13 protein-coding genes and 2 pseudogenes are annotated in these 14,186 nt (G+C 62.2%); 9 read left to right on the top strand and 6 right to left on the bottom strand.

Annotation, left to right across the window (positions count from 1 at the left end; genetic code table 11):
• The first annotated feature begins 60 nt into the window (after positions 1-60).
• The 4 genes from NKI66_RS29425 to NKI66_RS29410 all read left to right on the top strand — a co-directional run bounded on the left by NKI66_RS29425 (position 61) and on the right by NKI66_RS29410 (position 5,293).
• On the top strand, positions 61-1,308 hold the full coding sequence (locus tag NKI66_RS29425) for an ABC transporter substrate-binding protein (RefSeq protein ID WP_023809345.1): 1,248 nt from the start codon (positions 61-63) through the stop codon (positions 1,306-1,308).
• Between the two features lie 198 nt (positions 1,309-1,506).
• Positions 1,507-2,433 (top strand): carbohydrate ABC transporter permease, encoded by a 927-nt coding sequence (locus NKI66_RS29420; protein ID WP_023809346.1) that lies wholly within the window; start codon positions 1,507-1,509, stop codon positions 2,431-2,433.
• Positions 2,433-3,290 carry a carbohydrate ABC transporter permease gene (locus tag NKI66_RS29415; protein ID WP_023809347.1) on the top strand — a complete coding sequence of 286 codons (858 nt, stop codon included), beginning with the start codon at positions 2,433-2,435 and terminating at the stop codon, positions 3,288-3,290. Before NKI66_RS29420 ends, NKI66_RS29415 begins: the two co-directional genes overlap by 1 nt.
• 23 nt (positions 3,291-3,313) lie before the next feature.
• On the top strand, positions 3,314-5,293 hold the full coding sequence (locus NKI66_RS29410) for a glycoside hydrolase family 127 protein (RefSeq protein WP_023809348.1): 1,980 nt from the start codon (positions 3,314-3,316) through the stop codon (positions 5,291-5,293).
• Here the strand turns inward: NKI66_RS29410 and NKI66_RS29405 are convergent.
• A complete protein-coding gene (locus NKI66_RS29405) occupies positions 5,280-6,431 on the bottom strand; it encodes an acyltransferase family protein (protein ID WP_023809349.1) in 1,152 nt (383 codons plus the stop codon). The genes NKI66_RS29410 and NKI66_RS29405 overlap by 14 nt on opposite strands.
• 196 nt (positions 6,432-6,627) lie before the next feature.
• Positions 6,628-7,356, bottom strand: a complete 729-nt coding sequence (locus NKI66_RS29400) for a gamma-glutamylcyclotransferase (protein ID WP_023809350.1) — start codon at positions 7,354-7,356, stop codon at positions 6,628-6,630.
• A gap of 158 nt (positions 7,357-7,514) precedes the next feature.
• Here NKI66_RS29400 and NKI66_RS29395 point away from each other — a divergent pair, with 158 nt between their 5' ends.
• Complete coding sequence (locus NKI66_RS29395; RefSeq protein WP_023809351.1) at positions 7,515-8,207, top strand: DUF2270 domain-containing protein; 693 nt, start codon at positions 7,515-7,517, stop codon at positions 8,205-8,207.
• A 105-nt stretch (positions 8,208-8,312) separates the two neighbouring features.
• Here NKI66_RS29395 and NKI66_RS29390 read toward each other — a convergent pair whose 3' ends face one another.
• A complete protein-coding gene (locus tag NKI66_RS29390) occupies positions 8,313-8,456 on the bottom strand; it encodes a hypothetical protein (protein ID WP_023809352.1) in 144 nt (47 codons plus the stop codon).
• A 439-nt stretch (positions 8,457-8,895) separates the two neighbouring features.
• Here NKI66_RS29390 and NKI66_RS29385 point away from each other — a divergent pair, with 439 nt between their 5' ends.
• From NKI66_RS29385 to NKI66_RS29375, 3 genes and pseudogenes are all read left to right on the top strand, one after another.
• Positions 8,896-9,339, top strand: a complete 444-nt coding sequence (locus NKI66_RS29385) for an SRPBCC family protein (RefSeq protein ID WP_023809353.1) — start codon at positions 8,896-8,898, stop codon at positions 9,337-9,339.
• A 163-nt stretch (positions 9,340-9,502) separates the two neighbouring features.
• On the top strand, positions 9,503-10,651 hold the full coding sequence (locus tag NKI66_RS29380) for an amidohydrolase (protein WP_023809354.1): 1,149 nt from the start codon (positions 9,503-9,505) through the stop codon (positions 10,649-10,651).
• 34 nt (positions 10,652-10,685) lie between these two features.
• Positions 10,686-11,167 (top strand): annotated as a pseudogene (locus tag NKI66_RS29375) (VOC family protein).
• 20 nt (positions 11,168-11,187) lie between these two features.
• Here NKI66_RS29375 and NKI66_RS29370 read toward each other — a convergent pair.
• Complete coding sequence (locus NKI66_RS29370; RefSeq protein WP_352753788.1) at positions 11,188-12,189, bottom strand: NADP-dependent oxidoreductase; 1,002 nt, start codon at positions 12,187-12,189, stop codon at positions 11,188-11,190.
• A gap of 66 nt (positions 12,190-12,255) precedes the next feature.
• Positions 12,256-13,071 (bottom strand): oxidoreductase, encoded by an 816-nt coding sequence (locus NKI66_RS29365; RefSeq protein WP_352753787.1) that lies wholly within the window; start codon positions 13,069-13,071, stop codon positions 12,256-12,258.
• 103 nt (positions 13,072-13,174) lie between these two features.
• On the opposite strand from NKI66_RS29365, the gene NKI66_RS29360 reads away from it, so the two are divergent.
• Positions 13,175-13,738 (top strand): TetR/AcrR family transcriptional regulator, encoded by a 564-nt coding sequence (locus NKI66_RS29360; RefSeq protein WP_352753786.1) that lies wholly within the window; start codon positions 13,175-13,177, stop codon positions 13,736-13,738.
• 110 nt (positions 13,739-13,848) lie between these two features.
• On the opposite strand, the pseudogene NKI66_RS29355 reads toward NKI66_RS29360, so the two are convergent.
• Positions 13,849-14,186, bottom strand: a pseudogene (locus NKI66_RS29355) (ABC transporter); the annotation flags it as partial.

Raw genomic sequence — 14,186 nt, 5'->3', positions numbered from 1 at the left:
CCAAGCGCCGCGCAATCGGCGCCAAGCCGCGGAGCGCGGCCAACCCTGGAGGAGGAGAACATGAGGAACCTTATTGCCAAACTGGCCCTGGCCGCTGCCGTTCTGGGTGGCGGCATCGGTGCCGCGGCCGCCGAGACGGCCAACATCTGGGTGCGCGCCGACGGCTCGAATTTCATGCCGAGGATCGTCGACGCCTACAACAAGGCGCACACCAACCAGGTCAAGCTCGACATCATCCCCAATGCCGAGATCATCCCGAAATATGGTGCCTCCGCGGCCGGCGGCACCGCGCCCGACGCGCTGTCGCTCGACCTGATCTACACGCCCTCCTTCGCCGCCGCCGGCCAGCTGGAGGACATCACCGACTGGGCCAAGTCCCTGCCCTATTTCTCGAGCCTGTCGCCTGCGCATGTGAAGACCGGCACCTACAAGGACCACATTTACGGGCTGCCGTTCTCCGCCGACGCCTCGGTGCTGATCTGGAACAAGAAACTGTTCAAGCAGGCTGGCCTCGACCCTGAAAAAGGCCCTGCCAACTGGGCCGAGATCGCGACCGACGCCGAGAAAGTCAACGCGCTCGGCGGCAACATCAAGGGCTTCTACTTCTCCGGCAATTGCGGCGGCTGCAACATCTTCACCTTCACGCCGCTGATCTGGGCGTCGGGTGGCGACATCCTCTCGGAGGACGGCTCGAAAGCGACGCTGGACAGCCCGCAGCTGCGCGGCGCCATCGATCTCTACCGCTCGATGGTCAAGAAAGACCTGGTCCCGGCAGGTGCGCAGACCGACACCGGCGCCAACTTCTTTGCCGCCTTCGCCGCCGGCAATATCGGCATCTCGCCGTCCGGCGCCTTCGCCATCGGCGCGCTCAACACCCAGTATCCCGATGTCGACTACGGCGTCACCTTCCTGCCGGGCAAGGACAGCGGCTGGTCGTCCTTTGCCGGCGGCGACAATTTCGTCGTCACCAAGGGCACCACGAAACTGCCCGTGGTGAAGGAGTTCCTCGATTTCGCCTATTCGCTCGAGGGCCAGACCATCCTCGCCAAATACGGCAGCCTGCCGGTGCGCGGCGACATCGCCAAGGAGGCACTGAAGGACCTCGATCCACGCTATCAGATCGCCGCCGAGGCTATGGCCAAGGGCAAGACACCCTATTCGGTGGTGTTCAACGACCTGATCAACTCCGCCAACGGGCCGTGGACGCAGATGATCAACGAGGTCTTCTTCGGCGACGATGTCGATGGCGCCATAGCCAACGCACAAGAGACGATGCAGTCGATCATCGACCAGGCGCCGCAAAAATAGCGGCGGCCTACCCGGCCACCCGCCCGTCTCCCTGGGCGGGTGGCCGGCGCGTTCTTTACCCTCCCTCTTGTGGCGAGGGTCGCTGCAAAGCAGCGGGGTGGGGGCAGCGCCAGTACCCCCACCCGGACCTTCGGTCCGACCTCCCCACAAGGGGGAGGTGGGGCGGCCAACTGTATCCGACGGAAGAACAGGCACGGCATGAGCTCTATCACAACCGCAGCAACCCCTGCCCCGCCCCGCGCCCGCAGGGTCGCCAGCCGCCAACAATGGATCGGCCTGCTCTATGTCGCGCCGGCTGTCGCGCTGGTCGTCGTCTTCTTCCTGATCCCGCTCGGCATGACGGCGTGGATGTCGCTGCACAATTGGCCGCTGATGGGCGAGCACAGTTATATCGGCCTCGGCAACTACGTCGCCATCCTACGCGACACCAGGTTCTGGAACGCGCTGCGCTTCACCGCCTACTACACCGTGATCGTCACCATCGCGATCTTCGTGGTGGCCTTTCCGCTGGCGCTGTTCGTCGAAAGGCCGCGGCCGCTGACCAATCTCTACCGCACCATGTTCTTCATGCCGGCGGTTGTCGGTTTCGCCTCGGCCAGCCTGCTCTGGTCGTGGCTGTTGAACGTCGATTCCGGCCTGTTCAGCCCGGCCGCCTATGACCTCGGCCTGATCGACAGGAAGTTCAACCTTCTGGCCACCTTCCAGCCGGCCTTCTGGTCGATCATCGCCATGGTCGTCTGGAAGGTCGCCGGCTTCACCATGATCATCCTGATGGCCGGCCTGCAATCGATCCCGCAGGATCTGCAGGAGGCCGCAGTCATTGACGGTGCCGGTCCGTTCGCCAGGTTCCGGGCGATCACCTTGCCGCTGATGCGTCGTACGCTGGCGCTGGCGCTGATCCTGTCGGTCGCCGGCTCGATCCTCGCCTTCGACCAGTTCTACATCATCCTGCGCGGCGGCCCGCGCAACCAGACGCTGACGGCGGTCTATTGGATCTTCAACCAGTCCTTCGTGTCGTTCAAGCTCGGCTATGGCGCGGCACTTTCCATGGTGCTGCTGGTCATCCTGGTGGCGCTCAGCCTCGTCCAGCTATGGTTGTTGCGCAAACCCGAGGGTCTCGACTGATGGCGCAGGCCGCCTCCCGTAGCCGCCGGCTCCTGAGCCGCGTCGCAGAGCATTCGACCGGCATCATCGCCTCGGTGCTGTTTGCCGCGCCGATCGTCTGGGCGGTGCTGTCGGCGTTCAAGCCGGCGGCCGAAGCGCGCCTGCCGCCGCTGCCGCCCTGGCCGACGACAGGCTTCTCGCTGGAGAACTACGCCACGCTCAACAGCTTCGGCGAAGGGCTGTGGGTCTCGGCGCAAAACAGCATCTATGTCTCGGTGATGACGGTGGTGCTGTCGGTCGCCGTCAGCGTGCTGGCCGGCTACGGCTTTTCGCGGTTCCGGTTTCCGTTCAAGGACCTGTTCTTCATCCTCATCCTGTCGACGATCATGATCCCGTTCCAGTCGATCCTGACGCCGATCTTCCTGGTGCTGACCAAGCTTGGCCTGCACAACACCCTGACCGGCCTGGTCGGCGTCTATGTGACGCTGCAACTGCCGTTCTCGATCTTCATGATGCGCAACGCCTTCGACGCCGTGCCGCGCGAAATCGAGGAGGCCGCCCGCATGGACGGTGCCAGCAATCTCACAATGCTTTTGAAGGTGATGCTGCCGCTGGTCTGGCCGGGCGTCGTCACCATCGCCCTGTTTGCCTTCCTCGGCGCCTGGAACGAATTCCTCGCCGCCCTCGTGCTGATGACCGACCAATCCAAGTTCACGCTGCCGGTGATGATGACCGCACTGCAGTCGGGCCGCTTCGGCGCCATCGACTGGGGCGCGGTGCAGGCTGGCGTCACCGTGATGATGGTGCCGTGCCTGATCCTGTTCCTGGCGCTGCAGCGCTTCTACATCCGCGGCCTGATGGCCGGGGCCGTCAAATAGACAGACCGAATGGAGTAAGTTTCATGACCGCATCGCCATCCGCAAAAACCGGAAAACCGAAGCTCGCCTTCCGCCCGCTGCCGGTGCCGCAGGTCGACGTGCACGGCTTCTGGGGCGACCGCGCCGACGCTGTCGCCACACGCACCGCCGACATCCTCTACGAGCGCTGCGTCGAGGCCCGCATGCTGGAGCAGATCGATCCGGACCGCCCCTCGCCCGGCATAGTCATCCCCTTTCACTCGCCCTCTCCCGACGAAGCCGATCGCCAGGGCGCGGAATTCACCGGATCGACGGTGACCACGCAGATGTTCTGGGATTCCGATCTCGGCAAGACGATCGAGACCGCGGCCTATTCGCTTTACCGGCGCAAGAACCCCGAACTGGAGAAGAAGATCGATGCCGTCATCGACATGTATGGCAAGCTGCAGCAGGAGGACGGCTATCTCTCGAGCTGGTATCAGCGCATCCAGCCCGGCAAGCGCTGGACCAATCTGCGCGACTGCCACGAGCTCTATTGCGCCGGCCACCTGATCGAGGGCGCGGTCGCCTATTACCAGGCGACGGGAAAACGCAAGCTGCTCGACATCATGTGCCGCTATGCCGACCATATCGCGTCGGTGCTCGGCCCCGAGCCCGGCAAGAAGAAGGGCTATTGCGGTCATGAGGAGATCGAGCTGGCACTGGTCAAGCTGGCGCGGGTGACCGGCGAGCGGAAATACATGGAGCTGGCCAAATACTTCATCGACCAGCGCGGGCAGCAGCCACATTATTTCGACGAGGAGGCCCGCGCCCGCGGCGCCGACCCGAAGGCCTATCATTTCAAGACCTATGAATACAGCCAGTCACACATCCCGGTGCGCGAACAGGACAAGGTCGTCGGCCATGCGGTCAGAGCGATGTACCTCTATTCGGGCATGGCCGACATCGCCACCGAATATGGCGACGACACGCTGCGGTCGACACTCGACCTTCTGTGGGACGATCTCACCACCAAGAGCCTCTATATCACTGGCGGACTGGGACCATCGGCGCACAATGAGGGGTTCACCAGCGACTACGACCTGCCCAACGAGAGCGCCTATGCCGAGACCTGTGCAGCGGTGGGCCTGGTGTTCTGGGCCAGCCGCATGCTTGGCATGGGGCCGAACGCGCGCTACGCCGACATGATGGAACGCGCCCTCTACAACGGTTCGATCTCGGGCCTGTCGCTCGACGGCTCGCTGTTTTTCTACGAGAATCCATTGGAAAGCCGGGGCAAGCACAACAGGTGGAAATGGCACCGCTGCCCGTGCTGCCCACCCAATATCGGGCGCATGGTCGCCTCGATCGGCAGCTATTTCTACAGCCTGGCCGACGATGCGTTGGCCATCCACCTCTATGGCGACTCGACCGCCCGTTTCGACATATCGGGCGTCCCGGTCAGCCTGACGCAGACGAGCAGGTATCCCTGGGACGGCGCCGTCGAGATCGCGCTCGAACCGCAGGCGCCGGTCGAATTCACCTTGCACCTGCGCATTCCCGCCTGGAGCGCCAGTGCCCAGTTGAAGGTGAACCGCGAAGCCATCAAGCTGGCTGAAATCACCAGCGACGGCTACGCCGCGATCAAGCGGACATGGAAAAAGGGCGACAATGTCCGGCTCGATCTCGAAATGCCGATCGAGCGGCTCTATGCCAACCCGCAGGTGCGCCAGGATGCGGGCCGCGTCGCGCTGTCGCGCGGTCCGCTGATTTATTGCGTCGAGGCATCAGACAATGACAGCCAGCCGCATCGCCTGACGCTGCCGCGGACGGCCACCATCGAAGCGCAGCACCGGCCGGAACTTCTCGGCGGTGTGGTGACGCTGTCGACCGCGGCACTTGCCGATGTCCCCGACGGCTGGCAGGACGGGCTCTACAGGCCCGAGCCGCCGACCACCGCCGAGACGCGCCTGACCGCCATTCCCTATTTCGCCTGGGACAACCGCGAGCCCGGCGAAATGCTGGTGTGGCTCAGGGACGGCTGAACGAGGTCGGTCTATGGGCGATGACCGATCCAAGCTCAGCCGCGGTCGATGCCGCAGTTTCGGGCTTTCGGTCCATATAGCGCAGACGCAGGCGCAGGAATGGCGCCTCGACGCAGGTGTAGCTGAGATAGCCGATCGGGATCGTCGCCACGAAGCACAATGCGGACCAGAGGCATGCGACGTAGAAATTGCTGATGCTCATGACATTCGTGTCTATGAACGCCGCCAATTGCATGACGAAGAACAGGTGCAGAAGATAGATCGAATAGCTGTAGGCCCCCGCCTTCTCCAGTATCCTGAACGGCGGGCTTGTTCGCTTTTTCGAAAAGCTCGTGTCGTAGTAGGCGATGCCGAATGAATAGGCTGCCGCCTCCAGGGTCGGCAGGATGATCCATATCCAATGAGGCGACGGATAGCGGCCCAGTTGGTAAAATCCGCCGGCTGCATCGAACCACCAGAAGAACCCCGAAAAAGCCATGAGAACGGCCAGCGCCAGCCAGTGTTGGTTCTTCGCGTGGGCACGCAGGTGGAAGGCAAGAATGCCGGCCAGGAACTGATCCGCATGGCCTATGATGGTTACGGACGCCGCCGACTGCACTTCACCGATCTGCACATACAGGACGGACCTCAGCACAATGGCTGCCGCGATGAACAGCAAGGGCGCGAACACAAACCGCCTGGATGCCATCAGCAAGAACGGCAGCAACAGGTAGAAGTGCGCTTCGATCGTTACCGACCAGCCGCCATTCGGGAGGGTGGGAAAAAGAAACCCCAATCCGACGCCCGTGAAATACCCGTCGAGGGACTGTCCGGCCAGGTACCTGCGGCAAGCCTCGATACATATCACGACCAGCAGAAGCGGAAGCAGCCTGAGGGCCCTGTTGGCAAAGAAGGGCAGATAGTTGATCTGCTTTCCATCGAGCAGCTTGGCGAACAGGTACCCGGAAAGCGCCATGAACAGGGAAACGCCAGTATGCCCTTCATCCAGAACGCTGAAGAGGGGAAGAGCCGGCACGAAGTCATAAGGCACCGGGCCTTCAGGAGACGCATGAAGGAAATGCCAGGAAAAGACAAGAAAGGCCGCCAGGCCACGAACATGATCCAGCGCTGGGTAATGCTCTCCGGTCGAGGATTTCATGATTTGCCCACGCGCACCGTTTCCTGCGCCGGTGTTCAGGTCATCGTTGGGCCAGAACTGTTTTCAATTCATTAAACCCTCACTGCGGAGACTTCCAAAATCAGAGATTTGCTTCGAAAAGTGCTGTGGCCTGCAAACATCCGGGGCCAAACACGACTGAAGCGTGCCGCGTCTGAGCGGATCACTTCTGGGCGGATCACTTCTGGGCGATGGTCAGCCCGATCTCCACGGCCACCAATTCCTGCAACCGCCACAGATTGCGGTCGCGGATGCCGCAGGCTTCGAGGTGGCGGATCGTCTCGAAAAGATATTGCGCGCCCGAGCCCCAATGACCGGCGGCTGTCACCAGCGTCGCCGCGATCGCCTGCTTGTCGAGCTTGCCGGCATAACGCGGATTGGCGGGATCGACGACGAAGCCAAGCGCGCGACATGGGCCGCCTTCGGTCCTGACCTGCAGCCAGCGCGGCACGTTGACGGCGGGCAGGATGGTCATTTCGCGGCGCAGCAGCGCTTCGAGGTTAGCCGCCAGCGGCTCCGCGATCTCGAACACCATGCCCTGGCACTGGCCGCCGCGATCGAGCGCCATCATCAGGCCAGGCTGCTCGACCGTGCCGCGAAAACGCTGCACCGTGAAGCAGAACGAACGATGCCAGCCGCTGGCCACCGCGCGTTCTCCGCCCCTCACCTCGCCGGCGGGCTTCCACAACAGCGAGCCATAGGCAAATAGTTTCAGCGGCCCGGCCGGAGCGCCGGCCAGCACCTCGTCGCGGATGCGCGCATAGTCGGCATCGATCATGTGAACCATGCCCGGCGTCGGCCCGGCATCCTCGACAGCACGCATGGTGCGCGCGATGAGATCCTCGGTCAGAGCCATCGGCGCCTTGCGCGGGACCCTCGATGATGCGGTGGAAATAGCCTTGCTCATCTTCGCGCTCCCAGCCCTACCGCCATGTTGCCGAAGGCTGAAGGATTCTCAAGGGCCGTGCAGCCGAGATAGATCACGAGTGGCCGATGCCGCTCTTGCGTGACGCGTCTTGGAACGATGTTGCCGGCAAACTGTTCTGTTCCTTGCCGGAGGATGCCATGAACGACGCGTCGGCAAAGCCCGCTGGCCCCGTCCTTTCATCGGCGGAGCGCGTCAACACGCTGTCCCATTTCCACCGCGCCGAGATCGCTCGCATGGCAGGATGGCGCGACCGGCTGGACAGGACAACCAACTGGGCAATCACGGTGGTGGCGGCGCTGCTTTCGGTATCGCTGTCGACGGCCAGTGCGCATCACGGCGTGCTGCTGTTCGCCATGCTGCTGATCCTGCTGCTGCTGTGGATCGAGGCGCGCCGCTATCGGTTCTTCGATTTCTATCGGGCGCGCGTACGCCAGTTCGAACGCCACTATTTCGCCCAGATCTTTTCCCCACAGCCCGACTTCGCCTCGGACTGGCTGCTCATCGTCGGCGAAGGCCTGCGCGCGCCGAAATTCCTGCTGTCGCAACGTGTCGCGCTGGCGCGCCGCCTGCGGCGAAATTATCTCTATCTCTTCCTGATCCTGCTGCTGGCCTGGGTGCTGAAGATATCGACCCCCAGCCTTCAGTCCGCAGGTGTCAGGACCGGCTTTGTCGGCTCGCTTCGCGAGGCCGTAGACAGCGCCGCCCTTGGCCCGATTCCCGGTGTGGCGATCGTGGTCTTTGTGGCGGCTTTCTATGTCGGGCTGCTCGCCTTCGCCTTCTTCGCGGCCGGCGACGACGGCGAACTTTCCTTCGGCGACGTCCATGTTTGACGTTGATGTCCGGCGACACGCCGCTGCAATGTCAACGGCGCCCCGCGGCGTTGACATGGTTGGTCCGCCGGGACGTTTGGGGAACGGAAGACCCTGTCTTCGCGGCTAGATGCCGAAGAACTGCTTGCCAATCATGTAGCCCAGTGCCGCCACGACCAGCGGAAAAAGTGCCGGCGCGGCTTTGCCTAGAAGGGAGACCTGCTGGTCCTTCGCTGGCGTATGACGTGCATTGCCGAGATTCTTGGTCATTGCTCGCCTCAGGTTCGGAGGATTTATTAGCAAATGCTTATTAAAAGCATGGCCGCATTAACGGCCTGATAGGAAATCAACTCTGATCAGATGCAAATTCTAATGATCGGCACATGGACGGCAAAGACGCGCTGCCCTATTTAGCGCGTTCGAAGCATTGGCCGGGACGCGCGGCCGTTCGCGCCAATCGGCAAAACCGCGCCTGAACAACAAGATGGCTCAGGAACCCGATTTAGCAGGTGAACGCCAGCTCCAGAGCCGGTGCAGTTCGTCCGCCGCCTCGCCCGACAGGCGCGGGGTCGAACGGCATGCCTGTGGGTACGCAGGCCGTGCGCCTCAAAAAATTCGCAAACCCAAAAAATTCGCAAACCAATGTCGGACTGGCTAGCCTTCGTCCGTCCTTGGGGTATCGAACAGGCATTCATGAAAGGATCCAGCAATGCCCGGCACCGTACGTTTGCACCGCGTTCTGACGACCAGCCCGGAAAAGGTCTATCGCGCCTTCGTTGAAGCGGACGCGCTGGCCAAGTGGCTTCCGCCAAACGGCTTCACCTGCACGGTCCATAATTTCGAGGCAAAGGTCGGAGGCACGTTCAAGATGTCGTTCCGCAATTTCACCACCGGCGACAGCCACTCCTTCGGCGGCGAATATCTCGAACTCGTTCCGGGCGAGCGCCTGCTTTACACCGACAGGTTCGACGATCCCAACCTGCCCGGCGAGATACGAGTGACCGTGGTCTTGAAAAAAGTGTCGGTCGGCACTGAAATCGACATCACCCAGGCGGGCATTCCGGACGTCATTCCGGTCGAGGCCTGCTATCTCGGCTGGCAGGAGTCGCTCAGAAATCTGGCAAAGCTCGTCGAGCCCGAGATCAATCAATAGGCTGAGAGTGGCTGGGAGAACGGTCGTTTCTGGCCTGCCGAAGCCCGAAACTTGGACTGTGGCGGGAACTGCCCTTTATCGCTAGCAATTCAACATTGCGTTTGACACCCCCTGTGACTGGACGTGTCAATGAAATGAAGAGTGCAGCGGAGGCTGAAAAAGCATGACTTTGACCAATCGAGACATTGTCGAACTAACCGAATGGCGGCGCAAGCTGCATCAGCAACCGGAAATCTCGAATGAAGAGGAGAAGACCGCAAAAGAGGTCGTCGCCTTCCTCGCCGATACGGGGCCGGACAAGGTGCTGACACAGCTCGGCGGGCACGGCGTCGCGGCCATATATGACAGCGGCAAAGCGGGGCCGACGGTGCTGTTCCGTTCGGAACTCGATGCCTTGCCTATCGAAGAACTTTCAGGCGTGCCGCATTCGTCGCGCGTGCCGGGCAAGTCGCATATGTGCGGCCATGACGGACACACCGCGATCCTGGCATCCCTCGGCCGTCAGTTGGGGCGCGAGAGGCCTGCAAGCGGCCGCGTCGTGCTGATGTTCCAGCCGGCGGAGGAAACCGGCAATGGCGCGGCCGGCGTCGTCGCCGATCCGCGCTTCGGCGAGATCGTGCCGGATTTCGCTTTCTCATTGCACAACCTGCCCGGCGTGCCGTTCGGCGAGGTGCGGCTCAAAGCCGGCGTGGTCAACTGTGCATCACGCGGCATGCGCATCGTGCTGGAAGGCAAGACCGCCCATTCGTCCATGCCGGAGACCGGCATCTCGCCGATGCTGGCGATCAGTGAGTTGATGCCGGCGCTGCCGGCGCTCGGGCGCGGAACCTTCGCCGATGACGATTTCTCCATGCTGACGGTCACCCATGCCGCGATGGGCGAAGCCGTGTTCGGCATCGCGCCGGCTCACGCCGAGGTGTGGGCAACGCTGCGCACCCGGCGTGACGAGCGCATGGCAAACCTGTGCGCTGCTGCCGAAGCACTGGTCGCCAGGATCGCGGGCGAGCATCGCCTTTCCGTCCGCTGGGACTATCACGAGATCTTCGTCGCCAGCGTCAACGCGCCGGACGCGGTGGAGCATCTGCGGCGCGCGCTCGATGAAGAGGGCGTCGCGCACGGCGAAGAAGCCCTGCCGATGCGCGCCTCTGAAGATTTCGGCCTGTTCGGCCATAGTGCCAAGTCGGCGATGTTCTTCCTCGGTGCAGGCGAGCGGCACCCTGCCTTGCACAATCCCGACTATGACTTTCCCGACGACCTGATCCCGATCGGGTCAAGGATCTTCATGCGCACGGCACGTAATTTGCTGGGCTGACCTCCGCCAACTCTAACACCGAAAGGAACACGCAATGCCAACGATGCCAAAGAACACGATTTGCCTCTGGTTCGACAAGGACGCCGAGGCTGCGGCTCGCTTCTACGCGGAGACCTTTCCCGACACCAGGGTGGCGCCGTTCACCGTGCGCCGAGCGACTTTCCGTCCGGCAAGAAAGGCGACGTGTTGACGGTCGATTTTACCGTTGCCGGCATTCCCTGCATCGGATTGAACGGCGGCTCCACATTCAAGCAGAGCGAGGCCTTCTCGTTCCAGATCGCCACCGACGATCAGCAGGAAACCGACCGCTACTGGAATGCCATCGTCGGCAATGGCGGCCAGGAGAGCGCGTGCGGCTGGTGCAAGGACAAATGGGGCGTGTCCTGGCAAATCACGCCGCGCACGTTGACCGAGGCCATGGCGGCCGGCGGCGAGGAAGCCAAACGCGCCTTTGATGCGATGATGGAGATGACGAAGATCGACGTCGCGGCGATCGATGCAGCCCGGCGCGGCTGACCTCGATCGCAGCTGAGTTGCTATCGGACCTTGATGACGACCTTGCCCTTGGCGCGTCCTGTTTCGACATAGGCCAGCGCCTCGTTGGCGGCTTCGAAGGGAAAGACCCGGTCGACAACCGGGCGGATCGCACCGGCTTCGATGAGCGATGCGATCTTGCTCAATTGCTCGCCCTGCGCCCACATGAAGAGAAACGAGAACGTCACGCCACGGCGCTTGGCTCTCGCTCGAATACCGCGGCTCAGCAGGCGAAGCACCAGCTTCAGCACCATGTTCAGTCCCTTTTCCCTGGCGAAGTCGGGATCCGGTGGGCCGGAGATGGAGATGAGCTTGCCTCCCGGTTTCAGCACATTCAGTGACTTTTCAAGTGTCTTTGTGTCCTGGCTGTTCAAGACGACGTCGTAGCCCGACAGCACTTTTTCGAAATCGTCTTTCTTGTAGTCGACGACGACATCGGCGCCGAGCCCCTTGACCAGACCGGCACTCGCCGCGCTGGCGGTGGTCGCAACGGTCGCGCCGAGATGCTTTGCCAGTTGGATGGCGAATGTCCCCACGCCGCCGGATCCGGCTTGAATGAAGACCTTCTGTCCCCTCTTCAGGTTGGCCCTTTCGATGAGCGCCTGCCAGGCGGTCAGGCCGACCAGCGGGATCGAGGCCGCCTCTTCCATGCTGAGGTTCCCGGGCTTCAGGGCTACATCGGCCTCATCCATGGCTATGAACTCGGCGAATGTCCCGATCCGGCCATCGCGCGGCCTCGCATAGACGTCGTCGCCGAGTTTGAACTTGCGGACTGTCGATCCCACGCGGACAACCCTCCCGGCCACGTCGTGACCCAGGATGAACGGCCGGCGATAGGGTAGGATCAGCTTGAACTCTCCGGTTTTGACCTTGGAATCGAGCAGGTTCACCGCCGCGGCGTGGACCTCGACCAGGACATCGCTGTCCCCGAGTTTCGGCTCCGGCATTTCGGCCAGCCGCAGCGTGCCTTTCTTGCTATACTGGTCGACGACGAATGCCTTCATGGCAGTGACTTTCTGAGAGTATTTTTGGCTAGTCGCATGTGCGTGAAATCCTCTGCTCGCTGTCGTTCAGACCGGCAGGCGGAACTGTTTGCGCAGGCTCTTGTCGAATATCCCCGCGGGAGCAAAGCGACGCAGCAGGCTGACTTGGCGCGCTGCCTTGCCGGCGGTGTAGCGCCGTTGCGGACGGGCATCGGTCGCTGCTTTGACGACCACCTGCGCCACCACTTCGGGCCGATCGGCGACAGGCATCACATCGCGAAGCAGCGCTTCCAGCGTAGCTCGAGCCTGATCGTATTCCTGCAAAGGCGAATCCGGCTGGATCCCGTTCTGGTCGAAGACAGTACGAACGAATGCCGGCTCGATGACCGAGACGCGAATATTGAAGGCACGAACCTCATGGTCGAGCGATTCCGAATAGCCCTCGAGCGCGTGCTTGACTGCCGAATAATGCGCTGAATACGGCGCCGGCACTAGTCCCAGCACAGAGCCGATATTGACAATGCGCCCCTCGCCGCGCCGCCGCATCGACGGCAGCACAGCATTGGTCATGCGGATGACGCCGAACAGATTGACGTCGAACAAGGCCTGCACCTGTGCAATCGAGAATTCCTCGGCGCCTCCAAGCTGGCCGACGCCGGCATTGTTGACCAGGAGGTCGATCCGGCCGGTCTGCGACAGCACCGTCGAAACGAGTGCGGCAACGGCTTCACCGTCGGTCACGTCGCAAACCAGCATGGTCACCCCATCCGGGCCGTCGTCGGCCTTGCGCCGGCTGGTTCCGAAAACCGTGAACCCCGCCCTTGCCAGAGCCTCGGCACTGGCGCGGCCAATGCCCGAAGAGGCTCCCGTCACAACAGCGGTTTTTCCGGAATTCGCATTCATTTCGTGCTCCAAAATCATGAGGGCTAGCTTTTTTGCGCCCGTTGAATTACAGTCGTAATATCAGATTACGTTCATAATGCAATAGCAGAAAGGAATAGCAGCCATGCGCTACGAAAAGGGCCGGAAGGACACCTCGCGCGGACGGATCATGGAGGTCGCAGCGGAACGCTTTCGCGGCGACGGCATAGCTGCGTCCGGACTGGCGACCATCATGAGCGACGCCGGGCTGACGAACGGCGCCTTCTATCCACACTTTCAATCCAAGGCGCAGCTTGTCCGCGAAAGCGTGGCGGCGGCGATGGAGCTTCAGGCGCAGCAACTGGCGGAAGCATTGGCTTCGGGCGTGGAGATGGCCATCGACACGTATCTGTCGGCCGAGCACCGGGACAATCCCGGAAAGGGCTGCGCGTCAGCTGCGCTGCTGCCGGAGCTCGCCCGTCAGCCGCCTGAAACGCGTGAAGCCTATACAGACCACCTGCTGGCTTTGGTGCGCCAGTTGGCGGAAGCGCTACCGCAGGCCAAGAATCCGGAAGGCGTGGCGCTGGCTGTCTTTGCAACGCTCCTCGGCACGCTGCAAATGGCCCGCGCCGTGGGCGGAACGGAATTGTCCGATCGCATCCTCGCGGTGGGGAAAAATGCGGCAAAGACGCTGATCGAGCAGCGTTAGCGCTCCAGGAAAGATCGTAACGGCGTTGCCGGCCATATGGCTGACATCGGGTGATCGCGAAGGAAGCTGATCGTGAGGAATATGCCGGGCGTTGACGGATAGCCGATCCGTCAGATCTTCCGGCTGGCCAGCAGCCTTGTCAGCCAGTCCGGATTCATTTCCGGAACAGAGGACAATAGCCGTTCGGTATAGGCCGCGTGCGGTGGCGTGAGAACTTCGCTCTTCAATCCTTGCTCGACGACTTTGCCGCGGTGCATGACGACGATTTCGTCGGCTATCGCGCGCACGGTAGCAATGTCATGGGTAATGAAGATGTAGCTCATTCCGAGTTCACGTTGGAGACGTATGAGAAGCTTGAGAATTTCCTCTTGGACGATCTGGTCGAGCGCGGACGTGATCTCGTCGCAGATGATAAGCTCCGGATCGGCAGCCAACGCGCGGGCAATGC

This window comes from Mesorhizobium sp. M0518 (assembly GCF_040321125.1).
In the GTDB taxonomy this organism is placed as follows: domain Bacteria; phylum Pseudomonadota; class Alphaproteobacteria; order Rhizobiales; family Rhizobiaceae; genus Mesorhizobium.
This window is presented reverse-complemented; position numbering and strand designations above follow the sequence as displayed.

Coding starts and splice junctions, on each gene's coding strand:
- NKI66_RS29410 (WP_023809348.1), top strand. CDS start 3,314: ATGACCGCATCGCCATCCGCAAAAACCGGAAAACCGAAGCTCGCCTTC.
- NKI66_RS29360 (WP_352753786.1), top strand. CDS start 13,175: ATGCGCTACGAAAAGGGCCGGAAGGACACCTCGCGCGGACGGATCATG.
- NKI66_RS29365 (WP_352753787.1), bottom strand. CDS start 13,071: ATGAATGCGAATTCCGGAAAAACCGCTGTTGTGACGGGAGCCTCTTCG.
- NKI66_RS29385 (WP_023809353.1), top strand. CDS start 8,896: ATGCCCGGCACCGTACGTTTGCACCGCGTTCTGACGACCAGCCCGGAA.
- NKI66_RS29420 (WP_023809346.1), top strand. CDS start 1,507: ATGAGCTCTATCACAACCGCAGCAACCCCTGCCCCGCCCCGCGCCCGC.
- NKI66_RS29370 (WP_352753788.1), bottom strand. CDS start 12,189: ATGAAGGCATTCGTCGTCGACCAGTATAGCAAGAAAGGCACGCTGCGG.
- NKI66_RS29415 (WP_023809347.1), top strand. CDS start 2,433: ATGGCGCAGGCCGCCTCCCGTAGCCGCCGGCTCCTGAGCCGCGTCGCA.
- NKI66_RS29425 (WP_023809345.1), top strand. CDS start 61: ATGAGGAACCTTATTGCCAAACTGGCCCTGGCCGCTGCCGTTCTGGGT.
- NKI66_RS29400 (WP_023809350.1), bottom strand. CDS start 7,356: ATGAGCAAGGCTATTTCCACCGCATCATCGAGGGTCCCGCGCAAGGCG.
- NKI66_RS29390 (WP_023809352.1), bottom strand. CDS start 8,456: ATGACCAAGAATCTCGGCAATGCACGTCATACGCCAGCGAAGGACCAG.
- NKI66_RS29405 (WP_023809349.1), bottom strand. CDS start 6,431: ATGAAATCCTCGACCGGAGAGCATTACCCAGCGCTGGATCATGTTCGT.
- NKI66_RS29395 (WP_023809351.1), top strand. CDS start 7,515: ATGAACGACGCGTCGGCAAAGCCCGCTGGCCCCGTCCTTTCATCGGCG.
- NKI66_RS29380 (WP_023809354.1), top strand. CDS start 9,503: ATGACTTTGACCAATCGAGACATTGTCGAACTAACCGAATGGCGGCGC.